We start from the raw sequence: 19494 nt of genomic DNA on the forward strand, positions 1-19494 counted from the left end.
TGCTGAGGCTTTGACTATAGGTCAATGATGCTCTATCGCCATCAGTGCCATTCCAACAGCTATAGTCAGGAGATTATGCACAGCCGTAGCCCCCTCACTGGAGCCTAGCCAGATGATCAGGATTGAACGCGGGCCAATGCCAGAGGTGTTTTCTTCTGCGGCGTTTATCCGGTTACGCAGTGATGCCGAGGCGTTCTACCGCCAGCCTGCGGCGAAAAGGGCCCAGGCGCGCTTTGGCTTCCAACGCATTGCCGCACGCCTGCACCCGGATATTCGTCTGCTCTGGAGCGAGCGCCAGGTCAACAAATGTGCTTATTGCGAACAGTTGGTAAGCCGCCCGGAAATCGAACTGTTCAGACCACGCTACGGCAGCACCGACTTCAGTGGCGGCGTGTCCGATGACCACTATTGGTGGTTGGCGTTCGAGTGGAGCAATTACCTGCCCAGTTGCGCCGAATGCAACGCACTAAAGGGGCCACGTTTCCCGGTGCTAGGGCCACGGGCCAAAGTGGGTACCACCGGGGAAGCCCTGCGCCAGGAAAAGAACGTGCTGCTTGATCCCACGGAAGATGACCTTGATGGCGTGTTCCTGTTTCTGAGCGACGGCAAAATCACCAGTGAAACCGAACGCGGCCAGGCCACCATCGATGTACTGGGCTTGAACCGCAGCACCCTGATCAAAGCCAGGTCCGATGACCTGCGCAACCTTGAGCATCTGCAAGCGCTGATGAAGAACAAGCGCCCCGACTCAAAGAGCCTGGAGTACCTTGCGCAAATGGTCAGGCCGCAGAGCCCGTTCTGCGCCATGCGTCGGCAGTTTGTCAGGGCCTGGGCTGAAAAAATGGTTGTGCAGTTCCCCAGCAGCCAAAAGCGCATGGCCCCCTTCCTTGGTTTCAACACGGCGCTGGATGCCTCGAGCAATGCCAACAGCAACAAGGCACTGCGCGATGCGTCCAGAAACCTGACACAACGAACCAAAGCGCTGGAGTCATTCTCGATCGAGCAATCGCAGCCGCCCGAACAACTTTATCGAATGGCCCAGTACATCGAGCGCGTGGAGTTCAGGCATATTCGCGCCATTGACCACCTTCAACTCGAACCCTCTTTCAGTGATGGCAAGGTTGGCTCCTGGTACATGCTGCTCGGCGAGAACGGCACGGGCAAGAGCACCTTGCTCCAGGCATTGGCGTGTGCACTGGTCGGGCAAAGTGGCGTTGAGCGGTTGGGCGTACAAGCCACCGACCTGCTGCAAAAAGGCGCGGCCCGTGGCGAAGTGCGAGTCGAGTTGTCGGGCATGTCGGAACCTATCGTCATGACCCTGACCCGACGCGGCAACAACATCACCATCACGCCACCGGAGCCCAAAGTCATGGTGCTGGCTTATGGCGCAACGCGCTTGATGGGTAAACCGCAGCCTGCCGACCCGTCTGCTGCGGCCAGGAGCAAAGTGGAGAATCTGTTCGACCCGACACGCTTGCTGGACAACGGAGTCCCTTGGCTCAATACCGCCACTTCAGCAGCGTTCAACCGCTTCGCCCGCTCACTGACATCGTTGCTGCCCAGCGCCGATGGCGTCGAACTGGTTCGCCGCAATCATCAGATCATCGTCAAAAGCCCCTCCGGACAAGATACCCTGACCGCCGTCAGCAGTGGCTACCAGGCCGTGCTGGCACTGGCCATGGACATCATGAGCATCATGCGCCTGGGTTGGCAGGATATGTCTTCGGCCGAAGGCATTGTGCTGATCGACGAAGTCGACGCCCACCTGCATCCACGCTGGCGGATGCGCATCGTGCAGCGCTTGCGCGAAGTGTTTCCGCGGGTCCAGTTCATTGCCACCAGCCATGAGCCGCTCACCCTCAGGGGGCTGGACAGCAGTGAAATCGCCGTACTGACCCGCACGCTCGATGGCCCGGTCACGGCCATGACCTCAAAGAACACTGAACTGCCCTCCCCGCGCTACATGCGCGTCGATCAATTGCTGGCCTCAGAGTATTTCGGCCTGCATTCGACCGAGGACGTGGAGATCGATCGGCTGTTCGAGGAATACTACCGCCTGTTGGCCATGGAGAAACGCAGCCCAGGCCAGCAAGATCGCCTGCAGGCCATCAGCGAGCAGTTGCAGGGCAATAACAAGATGGGCCTGACGCCACGGGAACATATGGTTTTTGAGGCGGCTGACAAATTTCTGGCTGAGCGCATGGCGAGCGCCCGCAAGCTGCCAGCCGAGGATGAGCATGACGTGCTCATTGAACTCCAGAGCCTGTGGGAGGAAATCCAGCTTGAGCCCGCCCCGCTTGCGGCAAACGGCGCAAAAGGGCCTGAATCATGATCCGGGTACAACGCAGCGCCACGCCGTCGGTGCTGAATGGGGCGCAATCCGCCGGCCAGGATGAGACCCGCCGCGCCATCGCGCATGTGCTCAGTGCCTTGCCTGGAACCCCGTCCACGCCCTTCGAGTACAGCGTGTACAAGGACCCGCAAATCGTCGAAGCCCTGCGCACGCTGTTCCACAAGAAATGCGCCTACTGCGAATTCAATTACGCTGCCGGTGGGCCGGAAGACATCGAGCACTTTCGCCCCAAAGGCGCAGTGATAATCAATGGCAAGATGAGCAAGCCCGGCTACTACTGGCTCGCCGCCGACTGGGACAACCTGCTACCGTCGTGTATCGATTGCAACCGTAAACGCGGCAAGACCTTTGCCGATGACAGCACCGGCATGTCCGGTAAAGCCAATCTGTTCCCTGTAGTCAATGAAACGCTGCGTTGGCGCAACCACGCCGCGCAAAAAAATGAAGTAGCGTTGCTGCTCAATCCTTGCGTGGATAACCCCGAGCAACACCTGGAGTTTCTTGCCGAAGGTCTGGTCCGCCCCAGGACAATCCAGATAGCGGCCAACCTGGTACCCAGCCCGCAGGGACAAGTCTCCATCGAAGTGTACGGCTTATTGCGGCGCGACCTCGTCGAACAACGCCAGCTCAAGGAGAAACGCGTCAAGGCGGCTCTGGAACAAGCACTCAAAGCCATTGAAATGATGCGCCAGGCTGATAATCCGGCGCTCAAGCAAGATCTCAAGGAGCACGCTCGGCAATTGCTCGAAGATGCCAAAAGCCACCTGGCGCCAAACGAGCCTTTTCTAGCCGTTGCCCGCACCATTTTCAAGAACTACGGACTCGGTTGCTGATGACTGACACAAAGGACCTCCTCGCACGATTGCAAACAACATCCCACAGGCTTTCCAGGATCGGCCAGGGCACCTGGTACATGGGTGAAGACCCGGACCGCCAGCGCGCCGAAGTCACTGCCTTGCAGCACGGTATCGAGCTGGGCATGAGCCTGATCGATAGCGCCGAAATGTATGCCGACGGCGGCGCGGAAAAGGTCGTCGGCAAAGCCATCGCCGGGCGTCGCGATCAGGTGTTCCTGGTCAGCAAGGTGTACCCGCACAACGCCAGCTTCAAGGGCATTCCCGCCGCCTGCGAGCGCAGTCTCAAGCGCCTGGGCACCGACCATATCGACCTGTACCTGCTGCATTGGCGCGGCCAATACCCGCTGGGCGAAACCGTCGAAGCCTTCGAGCGCTTGCGTAGCGAGGGCAAGATCGGCCGCTGGGGAGTGTCCAACTTCGATGTCGATGACCTGCGCGAGCTGTATCAGGTGAGCGCCGAGTGCGCGGTCAACCAGGTGTTGTACAACCCGTCCCAGCGCGGCATCGAATTCGACCTGTTGCCCTGGAGCCAGCAGCGCCAGCTACCAACCATGGCCTACTGCCCGCTGGCCCAGGCCGGACGCTTGCTCAAGCACCCGGTCCTGACCGAGATTGCCGAGCGCCATGGCGCGACACCGGCGCAGGTAAGCCTGGCCTGGGTGATTCGCCAAGAGAGTGTGATCGCCATTCCCAAGGCGGTGGACCTTGAGCATGTCCGCCTGAATGCGGCAGCGGCCAACCTGGTGCTCAGCAGTGAAGACTTGCGGGCGATTGATCGGGCTTTTGCGCCGCCGACGCGCAAGCAGCATTTGTCGATGGTTTGACCTTTCAACCTGTAGGAGCGGGCTTGCCCCGCGATTGGCCTCTTCGCGGGGCAAGCCCGCTCCTACACGCGATGTTTATCAGTGGAAATCCCGACTCCGCACATCCAGCCCCTGCAACAGCGAACTCAAGTCCTCCAGGCGCTGGGCAATCAGGTGCCGCACCCCGCTCTCGCACTCCAGCCGCCCGCTCACCCGCATCAGCTGCGAGCCCACCAGCACCCGGCGCTGGCGCTCGGCCAGGTCGCGCCAGACCACCACATTGACGTTGCCGAACTCGTCTTCAAGGGTCACGAAGGTCACCCCGCTGGCCGTCCCCGGGCGCTGACGCCCGGTCACCAGCCCCGCCACGCTGACCCGGTCGCCATGCCCGGCCTGCTCCAGCGCCTGCGAGCTACGGCAACCCAGGGCAGTGAGGCGGCGGCGCAGCAAGGTCAGCGGATGCGGGCCGAGGGTGGTGCCGACACTTGCATAGTCGGCGAACATGTCTTCGCTCAATGACGGCTGCGGCAAGTCCACCGGCGCTTCCGGCGGCGCCTCGATACCGGCGAACAACGGCAGTTGCGCCTGTACCGCCGCCACGCTCCAGCGCGCCCGATAGCGGTCGCTGGCAAGGCCGCGCAAGGCCCCGGCATCGGCCAGCAGCTCACGGGCGCGGGCATCCAGGTGCGCCCGCTCACACAGGTCACCGACATCACGCCAACCGCGCTCGGCCCGGGCCTGTTCGATACGCTGGGCATCCTGCTGGCGAAAACCACGCACCTGACGCAGCCCCAGGCGAATGGCCAGGGCCTGCCCAGCCCCCGGCTCCAGGCTGCAGTCCCAGTCGCTGTGGCAGACATCCACCGGGCGGATTTCGATGCGATGCCGACGGGCGTCCTGAAGGATCTGGTCGGGGCTGTAGAAACCCATGGGCCAGCTGTTGATCAGCGCACAGGCAAAGATCGCCGGCTCATGGCACTTGAGCCAGCAACTGGCGTAGGTCAGCAAGGCGAAGCTGGCGGCGTGGGATTCGGGGAAACCATAACTGCCAAAGCCCTTGATCTGCTCGAAGATACGTTCGGCAAACTCTGCGCTGTAGCCGTTGTCGAGCATGCCCCGGGTCAGCCGCTCGCGGTGCGGTTCAAGGCCGCCGTGGCGCTTCCAGGCGGCCATGGCCCGGCGCAACTGGTCGGCCTCCCCCGCCGAATAACCGCCAGCGACCATGGCCAGTTCCATCACCTGTTCCTGGAACAACGGCACGCCGAGGGTGCGCTCGAAGACCTTTTTCAGCGCCTCGGACGGATAGCTCACCGGCTCAAGCCCCTGGCGCCTGCGCAGGTATGGGTGAACCATGTCGCCCTGGATCGGCCCGGGGCGAACGATGGCCACCTCGATCACCAGGTCGTAGAAGTTCTGCGGCTTGAGCCGCGGCAGCATGGCCATCTGCGCCCGCGACTCGATCTGGAACACCCCGACAGTATCGGCGCGGCCGATCATTGCGTAGGTCGCCGCGCAGTCGGCCGGGATGCTGGCCAGGGTCAGCTCACGGCCACGGTGGCGGTACAGCAGGTCAAAACAGCGGCGCAAGGCGCTGAGCATGCCCAGGGCAAGGATGTCGACCTTGAGCAGGCCGACCAGGTCGAGGTCGTCCTTGTCCCACTGGATCACCGTGCGGTCTTCCATGGCGGCGTTTTCCACCGGTACCAGGCTGTCCAGCGGCTGCTCGGAAATCACGAAACCACCCGGGTGCTGGGACAGGTGGCGGGGAAAACCGATCAGCTCGCCGGTCAAGGCCAGCACCCGGCGCAGCAACGGGCTGTGGGGGTCGAAACCGGCTTCGCGCAGGTGCTCGGGCGGCGGCAGGCGGTCGCTCCAGCGCCCGCAACAGTCGGCCAGGGCGTTGATCTGCTGCACCGGCAAACCCAGCACCCGGGCGATATCGCGTACCGCGCCAGCGGCGTGGTAGGTGCTGGCCACTGCCGTGAGCGCCGCGCGATGGCGGCCATAGCGGCGAAACACGTACTGCAGCACCTCTTCGCGGCGCTCGTGTTCGAAGTCGACGTCGATGTCCGGCGGCTCGTCGCGCTCGCGGGACAAAAAGCGCTCGAACAGCAGGTGGCTTTTCATCGGGTCGAGTTCGGTGATGCCGAGCACGAAACACACCACCGAGTTGGCCGCCGAGCCACGCCCCTGGCAGAGGATGCCCTGGCCCCGGGCGAAGTTGACGATGTCATGGACGGTGAGGAAGTAGCTTTGGTAATTGAGCTCGGCAATCAGTTCCAGCTCATGCTCAAGGGACTGGCGAGCCTTGTCACCGATGCCTTCGGGCCAGCGCCAGCGCTGGCCCTGCTCGCACAGGTGACGCAGCCAGGTGCTGGCGCTCTGGCCCTCAGGCACCAGCTCGCGGGGGTACTGATAGCGCAACTGGCCAAGGTCGAACTGACAACGCGCGGCAATGCGCAGGCTTTCTTCGAGCAATGCCGGCGGATACAGTTCGGCCAGTTGCGCCAGCGGGCGCAGGTGCCGCTCGCCGTTGGCGAACAGGCGCTGGCCGGCCTCGGCAACGCTGCAGTGATGACGGATGGCGGTCATGCTGTCCTGCAGGGCGCGGCGACCACGGGCATGCATGTGCACATCGCCACTGGCCACGGCGGCGATGCCCAGATGCTCAGCCAGGGCCAGCAACTGCTGCAGGCGCTGCGGGTCGTCCGGGCCGCGGTGCAACTCCACCGCCAGCCACAAGCGCTCGGCAAACACCCCGCGCAACCAGTGGCCGCTGGCCTGGTCGTCTTCGCCGCCGTCCGGCACCCACAATGCCAACAGGCCTTCCAGGGGCCTGGCGAAGTCTTCGCGCAGCAACTGGTATTCGCCCTTCTTCGCCCGCCGCCGGCCCAGGGTGATGAGCTTGCACAGGTGCTGATAGCCCGTGAGATTCTCCGCCAGCAGCACCAGCTTGGGGCCATCGTGCAGGCGGATTTCGCTGCCGACGATCAGCGCCAATTGCACAGCCCTGGCCGCCTGCCAGGCACGGACGATGCCGGCCAAAGTGCACTCGTCAGTGATCGCCAGGGCCTGATAACCCTGCTGGCGGGCCCGCTGGAACAGCTCCTGGGCACTGGAAGCGCCGCGCTGAAAACTGAAATTGGACAGGCAATGCAGTTCGGCGTAACCCGGCGCGCTCATGCGAACCAGCCTTGCAGCCACAGTGGGCCCTCTTCACCGAGGGTGCGGTAGGCCCAGCCCTGCAGGCCGCTGGCGGTGCGCACCCGATAGTAGTCGCGGCGCACATCGCCGCCGTCCCACCAGCCAGACTCGATACGCTCGGCGCCGGTCAGCAGTTGCACGCCGATGCCGGGCAAGGCCTGGGGCTCGGCCAGCAGCCAGCCCGGGCGCGGCGCACTCGTCAACAGCGGTGCCTGGCGCGGCCCCTCGCCGCGCTGCCAGGCGCATTCGGGGCGGTGATCGGCCTGGGCCGCAAGGCCGCCCACCGCCTCGTCGCCAAGGCGCGCGCGCAGGCGTTCGCGCAGTTGCTCCCAGGGCTGGTTCTGCTGCGCTCGCGCCTCGAACAGCTCATTGCGTTGCGGCACGAAGGCCGGCAGGTCTTCGGCCAGCAGGCGCAGGTTGCGCACCGGTGCGCCAATCTGCAGTTGCTCAAGACGGCCACGGGCCAGTTCGAAGAGCATCGACGGGTCGCGCTCGGCGGCCAGCAGGCCGACCGGCACACAGGTGTCGGGCCCCTGGGCATGCTCCAGGTGCAGGATAAAACGCTGCACGCCACTGTCGCGCCCGGCGAGGAAGGCGGCAAGGTCGTTGATCAGCCGGCGCAGGGGGAACAGCAAGGCCTGATGGGACTCGACATCGAAGTTCAGTTCCAGGCGCGCATCGAAGCGGTCCGGCGGCAGGTAGAACGCCAGGGCCATGGGCCGGCGCCCGAGCAGGCGGTCCAGGTGCAGTTGCACCGGCGCGGCAAAACGCCGGGCCAGGGCCTCACGTGGCAAGGCCAGGACCTGGCCGAGCTGGCGCAGGCCCATGCGGGCAAAGGCGCTGGCGGCCTCGGCAGGCAGGCCGACGCGCTCGATGGGCATCTGTTCCAGCGCCGCTCGGGTTTGCTGCGGGCAGTCGAGGGCCAGGCCATCGTGGGCATTGGCAAGCATGCGCGCCGCCACCGGGTTGCTGGCCAGGACAATACGGTGACGAAAACCCAGCGCCCTCAGCTCGGCGCGCAGCCGCGCCTCGAAAGCCGGCCAGGGCCCGAACAGGCCAAGGCTGGATTCGACCTCGAGCAACAGCACCCGCGGGTAATGCAGGCTGACCTGGGAGCTGAAGCGGTAAGCCCAGGCGGCCAGGAACTGCTGCAACTGCTCAATGGCGGCCGGGTCGTGCTCGACACAGGTAAAACTGCCGGCCAGGGCCTGGGCGGTGGTCAACGACTGCCCGGCGCGCAAGCCCAAGGCGGCCGCTGGCGGGTTGACCGCCTGCAGCACCCGACGTTGGGCCGGGCCGCTGAGCAGCACCAGCGGCGTGTCGGGGTCATCGCGACTGCGCAGCACCGCGTCGAGTGCCAGTTGCGGCAGCAGGATACAGGCCCAGAGCATGATCCATCAGCCTCGCCCGGGGCAGGCAATGGCCACAGCCGGGGCCAGGCCACCACGGCACTTGAGCACCCGCCATTGCGCCGGCTGGGCATCGACGGCAATGCGCAGCGCTGCCGGTGACGGGTTGAGCGCGGCCTGTTGCGCGCGACAGGCGAAGGCCAGGGTCTGGCCGCTTTCGGCAGCCACCTGCAAGCGGCGCAAGGCACGGTCATCGGCTTTATGCGGCCAGCACAGCACCGCGCCACAACTGCCCGAGCGCAAGCACTGCTCGGCAGCCCACAGCACCTCGCCGGCAGTGGCCTGGACCACCGTCAGCCAGCGCAGGTCGACCCCGGCCGCCTGCCAGGCCGGTGGGTAGGGAATCAATGGCGGGGCAATCAGCACCACCCGCTCACCAGCCTGGGTCAGCCGCGCCAGGCTCGGCCACAGCAGTTGCAGCTCGCCACAGCCCTCGGCCGCCAGCAGCAACTCGGTCAGCGCCCCGGGCGGCCAGCCGCCACCGGGCAGCGCCGCATCCAGGGCAGCATGGCCTGTGGGCTGCAAGCCCTGGGGCAAGGCCTGCGGCCGGCCCTTCCAGAGCCGTTGCTGGTCGAGCAGGCCGTCGAGGCTGACCACCGCGCCCATCAGCCGCGCCTCACCAGGCCACAGAACACCCCTTCGATGACGAAGTCGTGCTCCGGGCCTACCTCGATGGGGGCATACGCCGGGTTGCGCGGCAGCAGGCGGTAATGCCCGCCGGCCCGCTCGAAGCGCTTGATGGTCACCTCGCCGTCCAGGCGCGCGACGATGATCTGCCCGTCACGGGCGTCGGCCTGCTGCTTGATGCCGACCAGGTCACCGTCGAGGATGCCGTCGTCGATCATCGAGTCGCCACGGACCTTGAGCAGGTAGTCGGGGGAGCGGCTGAACAGGTGCGCGTCGAGCATCAACTGCTCGTGGATATCCACGTCCGGGCCGATCGGCCGGCCGGCGGCCACCTGGCCGAGCACCGGGATTTCCAGGACCTCGGGGCGGCGCAGGGCACCGGCCAGGCGAATGCCACGGGCCTGGTTGGGGGTCACCTCGATGAAGCCGGCTTCGGTCAGCGCCTGGATATGCTTGCGCGCAACACTGCGCGAGGCAAAACCGAAGGCCGTGGCGATGTCGGCCAGGCTCGGCGGCTGGGCCTGATCGGCAATGCGCTGACGAATGAAGTCGAGGATAGCGCGGCGTTTGGGCGATAGTGTATTCATGGAGTACATTTGTACTCTTTTCCTGTAGGTCTGACCAGCCCCGCCGATCCGGTTATCATGTGCGGCCACCGCAGCGGATACCGACCATGCTTGATGCCCTGTTGTTCGACCTCGACGGTACCCTCACCGACACCGACAAACTCCACCTGCTGGCCATGCAACAACTGTTGCTCGAAGAAGGCCGGGTACTCACCCAAGCGCAGTTCGACGCCCACATCAGCGGCCGGGCCAATGCCGACCTGTGCCGTTACCTGTTCCCCGACCGGCCGCTGAACGAGCACCAGGCCTTTGCCGACCGCAAAGAGGCACGCTTTCGTGCCCTGTCGCCGACCTTGCAGCCCACCGCCGGCTTGCTGAAGCTGCTCGAGCATGCCGAGCGCCTGCGCATCGGCGTTGCCGTGGTCACCAATGCGCCACGGGCCAATGCCGTGCACATGCTTGGCGCCATGGGCCTGAACCTGCGTTTCGAACATGTGCTGGTGGCCGAGGAACTGGCCCGGGCCAAGCCCGACCCGCTGCCCTACCTCACCGGCCTTGAGCGCCTGCAGGCGCGGGCGGCGCACTCGCTGGCGTTCGAGGACTCGGTGCCGGGGGTCAAGGCGGCCAGTGGCGCGGGGATCTTTACCGTCGGGCTGTCCACCAGCCAGCGGCCTGAATCACTGCTGGCCGCAGGTGCGCAGCTGGTGGTGAAGGATTTCGAGGATGAGCGCTTGTGGGCGTTGATCAAGCGGATGTCTGCCTGAGGACCGCATCGCCCCCATCGCTGGCAAGGCCAGCGCCCACAGGTTCCAGTGTATGCAGATCCATTGTGGGAGCCGGCCTTGCCGGCGATGAATTCACCACCATTCATCGCCCCTGCCCTCATACCTGTCGAATCCCCACCCCGGCAATCGACCATGAGTACATCCCCCAGCGGAGCGTAATCCATGGACAACTATCAAAACCCCCAGGTGGTCACGCGCAGCGAATGGCTCAGCGCCCGCCGCCAGTTGTGGCTGCATGAAAAGGCCCTGACCCACCAGCGCGATGAACTGAGCAAGGCCCGCCGCGCCCTGCCCTGGGTGCGCGTCGAGCAGGACTACCGCTTCGAAGGCGCCAACGGGCACCTGAGCCTGGCCGAGCTGTTCGCCGGGCGCAGCCAGTTGCTGGTCTATCACTTCATGTTCGGCGAAGGCTGGGAAGAAGGCTGCCCCGGCTGCTCGTTCCTGGCCGATCATTTCGACGGCGCCAACCTGCACCTGGCCCATCACGATGTATCGCTGGTAGCCGTCTCCCGCGCGCCCTACGCCCAGTTCCAGGCCTTCAGGCACCGCATGGGCTGGCAGTTTCCCTGGGTCTCATCCCATGCCAGCAGTTTCAACCAGGACTTCGGCGTTGGCGGCAAAGGCAGCGATCAATACAACTATGAGCCGTATGCGGGCGATGAAACCGAGCTGCCAGGCCTCAGCGTGTTTTACCGCGACGCTGCCGGCACGCTGTTCCATACCTACTCCAGCTACGCCCGCGGCCTCGACATCCTGGTCGGCACCTACAACTTCCTCGACCTGATGCCCAAAGGCCGCAACGAAGACGGCACCATGGACTGGGTGCGCCACCATGATCGCTATGAAGGCGCCAGCCAGGCACCTGCGCACTGCTGCCACGACTAGTACAGTCACGACCGGGCCTTGCCGGACTGTATCCTGGCCAGACTTTGCCCTACAGTAGCGCGCACAAAGCCCCGCGCTACTGTACAGGTTCGCCTTGCATGATCATCCAGCCGCAAAAACCCTCCATCCGCGTCCTGCTGTTTTCGCTCAAGGGCTCGATCATCCCGGCGATCTGGCGCAAGGTGCTGTACACCGTGCTGATCAGTTCGGCGGTAGTGGCCACCCACGGCACGCTGTTCGAGTACAAGGTGATCCTCACTGCCACACCCTTTACCCTCTGGGGCCTGACCCTGGCGATCTTCCTCGGCTTTCGCAACACCGTGGCCTACCAGCGCTTCTGGGAGGCGCGCACGCTGTGGGGCGAGTTGCTGATCGTCAGCCGCAACCTGACCCGCCAGACCCTGAGCCTGCTGCCCAGCCTCGACGCCAACCAGCGCCGCGCCCTGCTCGACCCGCTGATCGGCTTCGCCTACGTGCTGCGTGACCAGTTGCGCGGCACCCCCGCCAGCGCCGACCGCCAGCGCCTGCTCGACACCCCGACGCGCACGGCCCTGGCCAGCAGCGATGCGCCGGCCAGCCGCCTGCTCGGTCTGCTCGGCCAACGCTTCATGGCCCAGGCCCGCGAAGCCGGCGCTGGCGAGGTGATCCAGGCCAATTTCGATCAGCAGCTCAACCGCCTGTCCTATGTGCTCGGTGGCTGCGAGCGGATCAAGAACACGCCCATCCCCTACCCCTACATCCTCATGCTGCACCGCATCGTCCACGTCTACTGCTTTTTGCTGCCGTTCTGCCTGGTCGACAGCATTGGCTGGTTCACGCCGTTTGCCGTGTGCGTGCTGGCCTATACCTTCTTCGGCCTGGATGCCCTGGGTGACCAGATTGCCGACCCGTTCGACACCCAGCCCAACGACCTGGCCCTGGATGCCATGTGCCGCAACCTGGAAATCGCCGTGCGCGAGCTGGAAGGCGAAGCGGCGCCGGCGCCCTTGCAACCGGTCAAGGGTGTGTTGTTGTAAAACCCTGTACATCGAAATTCCCCGGCCGGCCTGATACCCTTGCGCCCATCCGTTTTGCCTCTTGCCAGAAAAGGAGTTCCCATGGCAACGCTCACCGTTCGCGACGAGTCGGTCTCGGGCGAAGTCTTCGACGATTTCGCCCTGCACTTTGCCACCGACACCATCACTGTGCGCCAGTTGATCCGCGAGCGGGTCCATCAGGAAGTCCTGCAGCGCAGCAGCGATACCGCCCCCCACAGCCGACGCCAGCGCCTGGTCAGCCCCGAGCCGCTGGAAGCTGCGCTCAATGGCGAGCGCCCCAGCGAACGCCCGACCATCGACTGGCGCAAACAGGTCGAGGTCGCCTGCGACGCCTTCGTGCGCAATGGCTTTTTCATCCTTCTCGACGAGCGTCAGGCCGAAAGCCTCGACGAAGTCCTGACCATCCGCCACGACAGCGTGGTCAATTTCATCAAACTGACCCCGCTGATAGGAGGCTGAACATGGCACTGGAACAACTTCAGGCGTTTCGTCACGACCGCCCGCAAACCGAACTGGGCCCGGTCGAACACATCGGTCCCGATGGCTACCCGCTGCTGGCAGGCTCCGAGTTGCGCCACGAGCATGGGTTGATCAGCGAGCTGCTGCCGCTGCTGCAGAAGATTCATGGTCGACCCGATGCCATGATCTTCGCCTTGAGCAAACTGCCGGCGGTCATGGCCCTGGATGCGGACCCTGCGTTTCGCACCCGGCTGGTACTGGCGTTGATCGAACGGGTGGTGGCCTACAACGGTGAGCTGAGCACAGCCAGTGCCGGCCATGCCTTTTCCCACGTCTTCGACTATGGCGTGCTGCCAGCGCTGATGTCCTGGCTGATGGAAAACGGCGCCCAGGTCGGCCCGTTGGCCGAACCGGTGCTGCAGTGGTTCACCAGCTACCGCTTCGCCTATTACGGCACCCTGCCGACCTTGACCGTGACGGACTGGGTCATCGCACAAAACTTCCCGAAAGTACCCGACGACCTGCGTGAGCTGCTGATCCTGCTGCGCAGCCAGTGTTCAGATCTGGGCCACTACGGCAACTTCGGCGATCAACTGCTGGCCAAGCTCGACCCGTTGCTGGGCAGCGGCGCCTGGCAGGTACTGGCGCCGTGCGAGCACTGGACCCAACTGGCCCTGCAAGACCTCGAACAACTGAGCCCCGAGGCACGCGAAGACTGGTTGGCGTTGCTGCGTCAGGCCGCCGCGGCGACCTCGGCGCGGCCATCGGCGAAATGGTTGAAGAACGCCCAGGCGCTGCTGCTCAAGGTCGGCGAGACGCCACTGCGGGCGGCCCTGCTGCGCTGGTTTGCACGGGTCGATGCCGGGCGTTGCGGCGCACTGCTCAATGTCGGCTGGGAAAGCAGCGATGACCGCGCACGCATGCACGATGGCAACGCCACGGTGCTGCGCGGCCTGCTCTGGATCAGCGCCGCGCTGGCCGACAGCGAACTGACCCGGGCCATCGCCCGCCTGGCCCTGAGCGCCTACCGCAAGGTCCGCGGCATCGGCCCGCGTGCGCCCAAGGTCGGCAACGCGGCGGTGTTCGCCCTGTCGTCGATCCCCAGCCATGAAGCAGTCGGGCAACTGGCCCTGCTCAAGGTGCGGGTCAAGTTCGGGACCGCACAGAAGGAAATCGAAAAAGCCTTCACCAGCGCCGCCCAGGCCCTGCAATTGCCCCGCGACCAGATCGAAGAGCTCGGCGTGCCAAGCTATGGCCTGGAGCAGGTCGGCCTGCGTCGGGAAAGCTTTGTTGACGGCGCCTTTGTCGCCGAGCTCAAAGTCGATGGCAAGAGCGCTACCCTGAACTGGTTCCGCGCCGACGGCACGCCGCAAAAATCGGTGCCGGCCAAGGTCAAGGCCGAACACAAGGACGAACTCAAGGAGCTGCAAGGCGCGGTCAAGGACATCGGCGCCATGTTGCCGGCCCAGGCCGAGCGCCTGGACAGCCTGTTCCTGCTGGAAAAACATTGGCCGTTTGGCCAATGGCAGGAGCGCTACCTTGATCACCCGCTGATCGGCACCCTGGCGCGGCGGCTGATCTGGCTGATCAAAGAAGGCGGCCAGCAGCACGCCGTGGTGTTCAGCGAAGACCGCCTGCAAACCCTCGACGGCAAAACCGTGACACCGTCCAGCGAGGCCGAGGTACGCCTCTGGCACCCGATCGGCCGTACCCTGGAAGAGGTCCTGGCCTGGCGCGAACGTATCGAGGCGCTGCAGATTACCCAGCCGTTCAAGCAGGCCCACCGGGAGGTCTACCTGCTGACCGAGGCCGAGCGCAACACCGCCATCTACTCCAACCGCTTCGCCGCGCACATTCTGCGCCAGCATCAGTTCCACGCCCTGGCCGCCGCCCGCGGCTGGCGCAACAAACTGCGGCTGATGGTCGATGACAGCTACCCGCCGGCCACCCGCGATCTGCCGGCCTGGGGCCTGCGCGCCGAGTTCTGGATCGAAGGCGTGGGCGATGACTATGGCGTCGATACCAACGAAGCCGGGGCCTTCCTGCGCCTGAGCACCGACCAGGTGCGCTTCTACGCCATCGATGCCGCACAGCGTTACTCCCATGCCGGCGGCGGCGGTTATGCCCCCGAACACTGGCGTGACGGCGAAGATGCCACGCCCCTGCCCCTGGACCAGGTGCCGGCGCTGGTGCTCAGTGAAGTGATGCGCGATGTCGACCTGTTCGTCGGTGTCGCCTCGCTGGCCAACGACCCGCAATGGGCCGATGGCGGTCCGGATGGGCGTTACCGCGATTACTGGCACAAGCACTCGTTTGGCGAGTTGGGCGCCACCGCGCAAACGCGCAAGCAACTGCTGGAAAAACTGCTGCCACGCATGACCCGCCTCAAGGACAAATGGGCCCTGCACGGGCGCTTCCTGGAGGTTACCGGCAAGCTGCGCAGCTACAAGATCCACCTGGGCTCGGGCAACATCCTCATGCTGCCCAACGATCAATACCTGTGCATCGTCCCCGACGCCAAGGCGCGCCAGCAGACCACGCCGCAATACCTGCCGTTCGAGGGCGACGCGCTATTGTCGATCATCCTCTCCAAGGCATTGCTGCTGATCGATGACGACAAGATCAGTGACCCGACCATTACTCGGCAGTTGGTGTTGAAGTAACCGGCAGCTCAGCCCGGATGACCAGGGAAGGAATGCGAATGACGTACACCCATTACGCGATGATCGAAGATATTGTGTTCGATGGACCTGATGCCATGGTTATCCTCGATTGCATCACTGCCCAAGCCGCTTCTGCACTGAGCACTCAAAAATGGGCAAGGACCCAGCCCAACGACGAGCACCTTGAACAGACGATGCTGCTGACTGTCAGCCTGAAAGACCTGATGAGCCGCGTGACATTGCATCTACAGCCAAATGTTGATGTGCCAAAGGTGTGGATCTGCTTCAACCTGCAGGATCACAATCCTGTTGCAGACGAAGGCGCAATCAGCGCCAGGTTTCTCAGCCTTGGAGGCCAGGACCAGGAAACGCTCCCGCACTTTACCCTGACCGATATCCGCAGTGCAGCACCACAGCTACAGCAACTGGCTTTCCTGACTGGCCTATCGGTACGCGGGACACAGATCCTGGAGGTACTCGAAGCCGCCGCAATGCAAGCGGGTCAATCACGATGGGTAGTGGCCTACGACGTTGGCCAGGGTAACGCCAATGCGCTTGTCAACGATTTGGGCTACCCCTGCCTGTTTTTTGACCTTGGCTGGCCGACCAGTGCCAATGCTCGCACACGCCCGCCGCAACGACCGCAACTGCTGGTTGCCCCTGGCTGTGTCTGCCATAGTGGCTCTGCTGCTCCCGTGGTGCTGTCTCACTGGGACTTCGATCATTGGGCCTATGCTGTGAGCAACATGAACTACAACTACGGTACCCGGGCCGCCAATATCAGGTTCGATCCGCATGCACTTGATCGTCCCTGGATTATTCCACGACCACCTGCAAGACGCAGGGGCAAAGGCTTGGGCCCGACACATTTGCGTTTCATTGCCCAACTGCGCCAACGGTTGGTCTGGCCAAACAGGCTGCGGAGCGTCCCCTTCGCGGCCGGCGTCATCACTCGTACCGACCCGACCAGAGACCCGCACGATCGCAACAACCAGGGTCTGGCGTGGTTCGTGATGCCCAATGCCGGCGCCCAACGGGCGACCCTCCTTCCGGGCGACGTTGAGTACGCCAATCTCCACTGGCCATCACCTCCCCCCCAGCTGGTATCGCTGGTTGCCAGTCACCATGGTGGATGGGCGGGAATGCCCCCGGCTGCAACAACGTCCGTTGCACCCCATCTAACCTTGTCGCTCGGCGCCCTGAATGTTCATCACCATCCCAATGCGCTGGCGCTGGGTAATCACTGGACCATGGGTTGGCCCGAGCCTGCGTGTACCAGTAATCGTTCGACCACCCCACACTCATTATTAATCAATGGTTCGGTGCTGATCCCCTTGGACCCTTCGGCGCCCAGGCCCACATTCAGTTGCCCGACACTGATTGCCAGCAATCTGGTCCCGACCCAATAACACGCCATCAGTCAAAGGATTGCCCATGATTGTCCAACAGCTGACACCGCTATGAGGTGGTTCATGCTCGCCCTGGCGCTAGTCGCCAGCGCCAGCATCGCCGATGACGAGGACTATCCGGACCCGCTATACGGCTTTGTGGTCGGACCTTACGCGCTGATCGGCAAAGAACCGGATAACGGCGCCACTTATTCCGGCCGAGCCACCCTGCGTTATCTGGATGGCCAGTTGGTATTGGCAAAGACCATCGACGGCAAGACCCACACTGCCATCGGCAAAGTCGAGGTCGCGGCCATTGCCAAGGCCAAAGTACTGCGTTTCACCTGGCCCGGGCACCACTCGACCTGCCTGATCCACGGGGACCTGGACAACTACGCGCGCCTGACCTGCTACTGGCAGCGCGACGGCATCGAGCACAAGGAGCCGGGTATGGAAACTTACTTCCCAACCGCCAGCTGGCCGCAGAAGCGCCAATGACAGCAGGTAATCAGCGCCCAAACGTGGTGGTGATCGGCGCGGGCATCGTCGGCGCTTCGATTGCCTACCACCTGAGCACGCATGCCCAGGTGACAATCATCGACAAGGGCCAGCCAGGCCTGGGCGTCACCTCCCGGGCTTTTGGCTGGCTCAACACAACGGCGCCACAGCCCCCTGAATTTGCTGGGCTGCGGGGCCTTGCGATTGCCGAGTATCACCGGCTACAACACGAGCTGGGTACGGCGCTGATCAACTGGACCGGCGCGCTGTCGTTCAGCGAAACGCCCTCGCCCACTGATGGCGTCGAGCTGATCGGCCCCGCTCGCGTACAACAGCTTGAGCCGCATTTCAAAGCGCCAATGCAGCAGGCGCTGTTTGCTCCGCAGGAAGGATCAATCGACCCGGTAGCGATGACCCGTTTGCTGCTCGAGCGCGCCCAGGCCAACGGCGCCCGCCTGCTGACTGACACGCCGGTGCAGGCGATTGAATGCCGTGACGGCGCCGTCGAAACGCTTGTCACCGCTGGCGGACGGATCACCTGCGAGTGTCTGGTAGTGGCGGCAGGCACCGAGTGCAAGGCCTTGCTGCAGCCCCTGGGTGTTACCTTGCCGCTACACCCGTCACCATCGATCCTGCTCCGCCTGCGAGCACAAGGCCAGCTGGTGCATACCCTGATCGCCAGCGACGAACTGGAAATCCGCCAACCGACACCTGAGCTGATCCTGGCCGCCGAAGACTACCTCGACGCCGACGGCGAAGATGGCCCCGAGGCCATTGCCCTGCGGGCGCTGAATACCATTCGCAAGCGTTTGCACGGCGGCCAGGGCCTTGAGCTGCTCAGCACCGAGGTTGGCCTGCGGCCCATGCCGGATGATCGCATCCCCATCATCGGTACCTTGCCGTCTGTCAGCGGGTTGTACCTGGCGGTGATGCATTCGGGCGTCACCCTCGCGGCAGTGATCGGCCGGCTGGTAGCGCAAGAGCTCATCGAAGGCAAGCTTGCAACAGAGCTTCAAGGCTGCCGACCGACGCGGTTCAGCGGCCAGACGCCTCCAGCAACCAATTGCTGAAAGCATTCATCGCCGGGCTTTGGGCCTTCGATTGCAGGCGTGTCAGCCAGTAGCTGCCGGTGCTGATACTCAGGTCAAACGGCTGGCGAATGGCATCACTAGCCAGCAATCGTTCGAACATCAACGGCGGCGCCAGGGCGACACCGGCGCCTTGCAGGGCCGCTTCCATCATCCCCAGCGACGAATCGAAGACCATGCTCCGCGAGGGCTGGACGGCGCCAGACAACCCGGCGGCCTGAAACCACTCGGCCCACTCGTCACTGCGATAGGAGCGCAGCAGGGTTTGTTGCAGCAGGTCGTTAGGGCTGTGCAACTGCTCGGCAATCGCGGGCACGCACAACACCGACAGCGGCGCCTCCAGCAGCGCCTGCGCATCGATGCCATGCCAGGCACCGCTGCCAAAGCGAATAGCGTAATCCAGGCCTTCGGCAGCGATATCGACACGGTTGTTGTTGGTCGACAGGCGCAGGTCGATAAACGGGTGCAGGGCCTGGAACTCGGGCAGGCGCGGTAGCAGCCAGCCAACGGCAAAGGTGCCCACCGCACCTACAGTCAGCACCTCGCGGTAATGGCCACCGTCGAAGCAATCGAGGGTCTGGGCGATGCGGTCGAAGCACTCGCGCAGCACCGGCAGCAAAGTCTCGCCTTCGCTGGTGAGCATCAGCCCGCGCGGCAGGCGCTTGAACAGGGTGACCTTGAGCTGGGCCTCGAGGCTTTTGACCTGATGGCTGACCGCCGCCTGGGTCACGCACAGCTCGATGGCGGCGCGGGTAAAGCTCAGGTGCCGGGCCGAGGCCTCGAAGGCGCGCAGGGCGTTCAGGGGCAGGTGCGGTCGAATCATGCAGACTCCCAAATTTTTCTAATGGCTGCTGCGAAATATCATCGTTTGT

The 19494-nt window shown here is 64.1% G+C and carries 16 protein-coding genes; 11 read left to right on the plus strand and 5 right to left on the minus strand.

Annotated features, from left to right (window positions below; all coding sequences use genetic code 11):
* Positions 1–112 precede the first annotated feature (112 nt).
* The 3 genes from EXN22_RS16650 to EXN22_RS16660 all read left to right on the plus strand — a co-directional run bounded on the left by EXN22_RS16650 (position 113) and on the right by EXN22_RS16660 (position 4034).
* Positions 113–2332, plus strand: a complete 2220-nt coding sequence (locus EXN22_RS16650; RefSeq protein WP_130265099.1) for an AAA family ATPase — start codon at positions 113–115, stop codon at positions 2330–2332.
* A complete protein-coding gene (locus tag EXN22_RS16655; protein WP_130265100.1) occupies positions 2329–3186 on the plus strand; it encodes an HNH endonuclease family protein in 858 nt (285 codons plus the stop codon). Before EXN22_RS16650 ends, EXN22_RS16655 begins: the two co-directional genes overlap by 4 nt.
* Positions 3187–3266: 80 nt before the next feature.
* A complete protein-coding gene (locus EXN22_RS16660) occupies positions 3267–4034 on the plus strand; it encodes an aldo/keto reductase (RefSeq protein ID WP_407691976.1) in 768 nt (255 codons plus the stop codon).
* Positions 4035–4112: 78 nt separating this feature from the next.
* Here the strand turns inward: EXN22_RS16660 and EXN22_RS16665 are convergent, their stop codons facing one another.
* Genes EXN22_RS16665 through lexA form a run of 4 tightly spaced genes read right to left on the minus strand, consistent with a single transcriptional unit; the run spans position 4113 to position 9849 of the window.
* Positions 4113–7217, minus strand: coding sequence for an error-prone DNA polymerase (locus tag EXN22_RS16665; protein WP_218567651.1), 3105 nt, complete (start codon positions 7215–7217; stop codon positions 4113–4115).
* Positions 7193–8608: a Y-family DNA polymerase gene (locus EXN22_RS16670; RefSeq protein ID WP_130265103.1), complete on the minus strand. Its 1416-nt coding sequence runs from the start codon at positions 8606–8608 to the stop codon at positions 7193–7195. The genes EXN22_RS16665 and EXN22_RS16670 overlap by 25 nt, the downstream gene beginning before the upstream one ends.
* Positions 8609–8614: 6 nt before the next feature.
* Complete coding sequence (imuA, locus tag EXN22_RS16675) at positions 8615–9232, minus strand: translesion DNA synthesis-associated protein ImuA (protein WP_130265104.1); 618 nt, start codon at positions 9230–9232, stop codon at positions 8615–8617.
* Positions 9232–9849, minus strand: coding sequence for a transcriptional repressor LexA (lexA, locus tag EXN22_RS16680; RefSeq protein WP_177414027.1), 618 nt, complete (start codon positions 9847–9849; stop codon positions 9232–9234). The genes imuA and lexA overlap by 1 nt, the downstream gene beginning before the upstream one ends.
* A 77-nt stretch (positions 9850–9926) precedes the next feature.
* Between lexA and EXN22_RS16685 the strand changes: the two genes are divergently transcribed.
* From EXN22_RS16685 to EXN22_RS16720, 8 genes are all read left to right on the plus strand, one after another.
* Positions 9927–10583, plus strand: a complete 657-nt coding sequence (locus EXN22_RS16685; protein WP_130265106.1) for an HAD family hydrolase — start codon at positions 9927–9929, stop codon at positions 10581–10583.
* Between the two features lie 183 nt (positions 10584–10766).
* Positions 10767–11489 carry a DUF899 domain-containing protein gene (locus EXN22_RS16690; protein WP_130265107.1) on the plus strand — a complete coding sequence of 241 codons (723 nt, stop codon included), beginning with the start codon at positions 10767–10769 and terminating at the stop codon, positions 11487–11489.
* A 98-nt stretch (positions 11490–11587) separates the two neighbouring features.
* On the plus strand, positions 11588–12505 hold the full coding sequence (locus EXN22_RS16695) for a bestrophin family protein (RefSeq protein WP_130265108.1): 918 nt from the start codon (positions 11588–11590) through the stop codon (positions 12503–12505).
* Between the two features lie 81 nt (positions 12506–12586).
* Positions 12587–12985: a hypothetical protein gene (locus EXN22_RS16700; protein ID WP_130265109.1), complete on the plus strand. Its 399-nt coding sequence runs from the start codon at positions 12587–12589 to the stop codon at positions 12983–12985.
* A gap of 2 nt (positions 12986–12987) precedes the next feature.
* Positions 12988–15648, plus strand: coding sequence for a DUF4132 domain-containing protein (locus EXN22_RS16705; RefSeq protein WP_130265110.1), 2661 nt, complete (start codon positions 12988–12990; stop codon positions 15646–15648).
* 38 nt (positions 15649–15686) lie between these two features.
* The gene (locus EXN22_RS16710) at positions 15687–17057 is read left to right on the plus strand and encodes a hypothetical protein (RefSeq protein WP_130265111.1); all 1371 of its coding nucleotides are present in this window, start codon (positions 15687–15689) and stop codon (positions 17055–17057) included.
* A gap of 63 nt (positions 17058–17120) precedes the next feature.
* On the plus strand, positions 17121–17534 hold the full coding sequence (locus EXN22_RS16715) for a hypothetical protein (RefSeq protein WP_233281644.1): 414 nt from the start codon (positions 17121–17123) through the stop codon (positions 17532–17534).
* Entirely contained in the window at positions 17531–18604 is a 1074-nt protein-coding gene (locus tag EXN22_RS16720; protein ID WP_130265113.1) for an NAD(P)/FAD-dependent oxidoreductase, read from the plus strand. Before EXN22_RS16715 ends, EXN22_RS16720 begins: the two co-directional genes overlap by 4 nt.
* On the opposite strand, the gene EXN22_RS16725 is transcribed toward EXN22_RS16720, so the two are convergent.
* Positions 18570–19445 (minus strand): LysR family transcriptional regulator, encoded by an 876-nt coding sequence (locus EXN22_RS16725; RefSeq protein ID WP_130265114.1) that lies wholly within the window; start codon positions 19443–19445, stop codon positions 18570–18572. The genes EXN22_RS16720 and EXN22_RS16725 overlap by 35 nt on opposite strands.
* Positions 19446–19494: the final 49 nt, after the last annotated feature.

The organism is Pseudomonas tructae, assembly GCF_004214895.1.
In the GTDB taxonomy this organism is placed as follows: domain Bacteria; phylum Pseudomonadota; class Gammaproteobacteria; order Pseudomonadales; family Pseudomonadaceae; genus Aquipseudomonas; species Aquipseudomonas tructae.

Excerpts from the sequence above, each read along its gene's own strand:
- EXN22_RS16650 (WP_130265099.1), top strand. The coding sequence starts at position 113 with ATGATCAGGATTGAACGCGGGCCAATGCCAGAGGTGTTTTCTTCTGCG.
- EXN22_RS16655 (WP_130265100.1), top strand. The coding sequence starts at position 2,329 with ATGATCCGGGTACAACGCAGCGCCACGCCGTCGGTGCTGAATGGGGCG.
- EXN22_RS16660 (WP_407691976.1), top strand. The coding sequence starts at position 3,267 with ATGGGTGAAGACCCGGACCGCCAGCGCGCCGAAGTCACTGCCTTGCAG.
- EXN22_RS16670 (WP_130265103.1), bottom strand. The coding sequence starts at position 8,608 with ATGCTCTGGGCCTGTATCCTGCTGCCGCAACTGGCACTCGACGCGGTG.
- imuA (WP_130265104.1), bottom strand. The coding sequence starts at position 9,232 with ATGGGCGCGGTGGTCAGCCTCGACGGCCTGCTCGACCAGCAACGGCTC.
- lexA (WP_177414027.1), bottom strand. The coding sequence starts at position 9,849 with ATGTACTCCATGAATACACTATCGCCCAAACGCCGCGCTATCCTCGAC.
- EXN22_RS16685 (WP_130265106.1), top strand. The coding sequence starts at position 9,927 with ATGCTTGATGCCCTGTTGTTCGACCTCGACGGTACCCTCACCGACACC.
- EXN22_RS16690 (WP_130265107.1), top strand. The coding sequence starts at position 10,767 with ATGGACAACTATCAAAACCCCCAGGTGGTCACGCGCAGCGAATGGCTC.
- EXN22_RS16695 (WP_130265108.1), top strand. The coding sequence starts at position 11,588 with ATGATCATCCAGCCGCAAAAACCCTCCATCCGCGTCCTGCTGTTTTCG.
- EXN22_RS16700 (WP_130265109.1), top strand. The coding sequence starts at position 12,587 with ATGGCAACGCTCACCGTTCGCGACGAGTCGGTCTCGGGCGAAGTCTTC.
- EXN22_RS16705 (WP_130265110.1), top strand. The coding sequence starts at position 12,988 with ATGGCACTGGAACAACTTCAGGCGTTTCGTCACGACCGCCCGCAAACC.
- EXN22_RS16710 (WP_130265111.1), top strand. The coding sequence starts at position 15,687 with ATGACGTACACCCATTACGCGATGATCGAAGATATTGTGTTCGATGGA.
- EXN22_RS16715 (WP_233281644.1), top strand. The coding sequence starts at position 17,121 with ATGCTCGCCCTGGCGCTAGTCGCCAGCGCCAGCATCGCCGATGACGAG.
- EXN22_RS16720 (WP_130265113.1), top strand. The coding sequence starts at position 17,531 with ATGACAGCAGGTAATCAGCGCCCAAACGTGGTGGTGATCGGCGCGGGC.
- EXN22_RS16725 (WP_130265114.1), bottom strand. The coding sequence starts at position 19,445 with ATGATTCGACCGCACCTGCCCCTGAACGCCCTGCGCGCCTTCGAGGCC.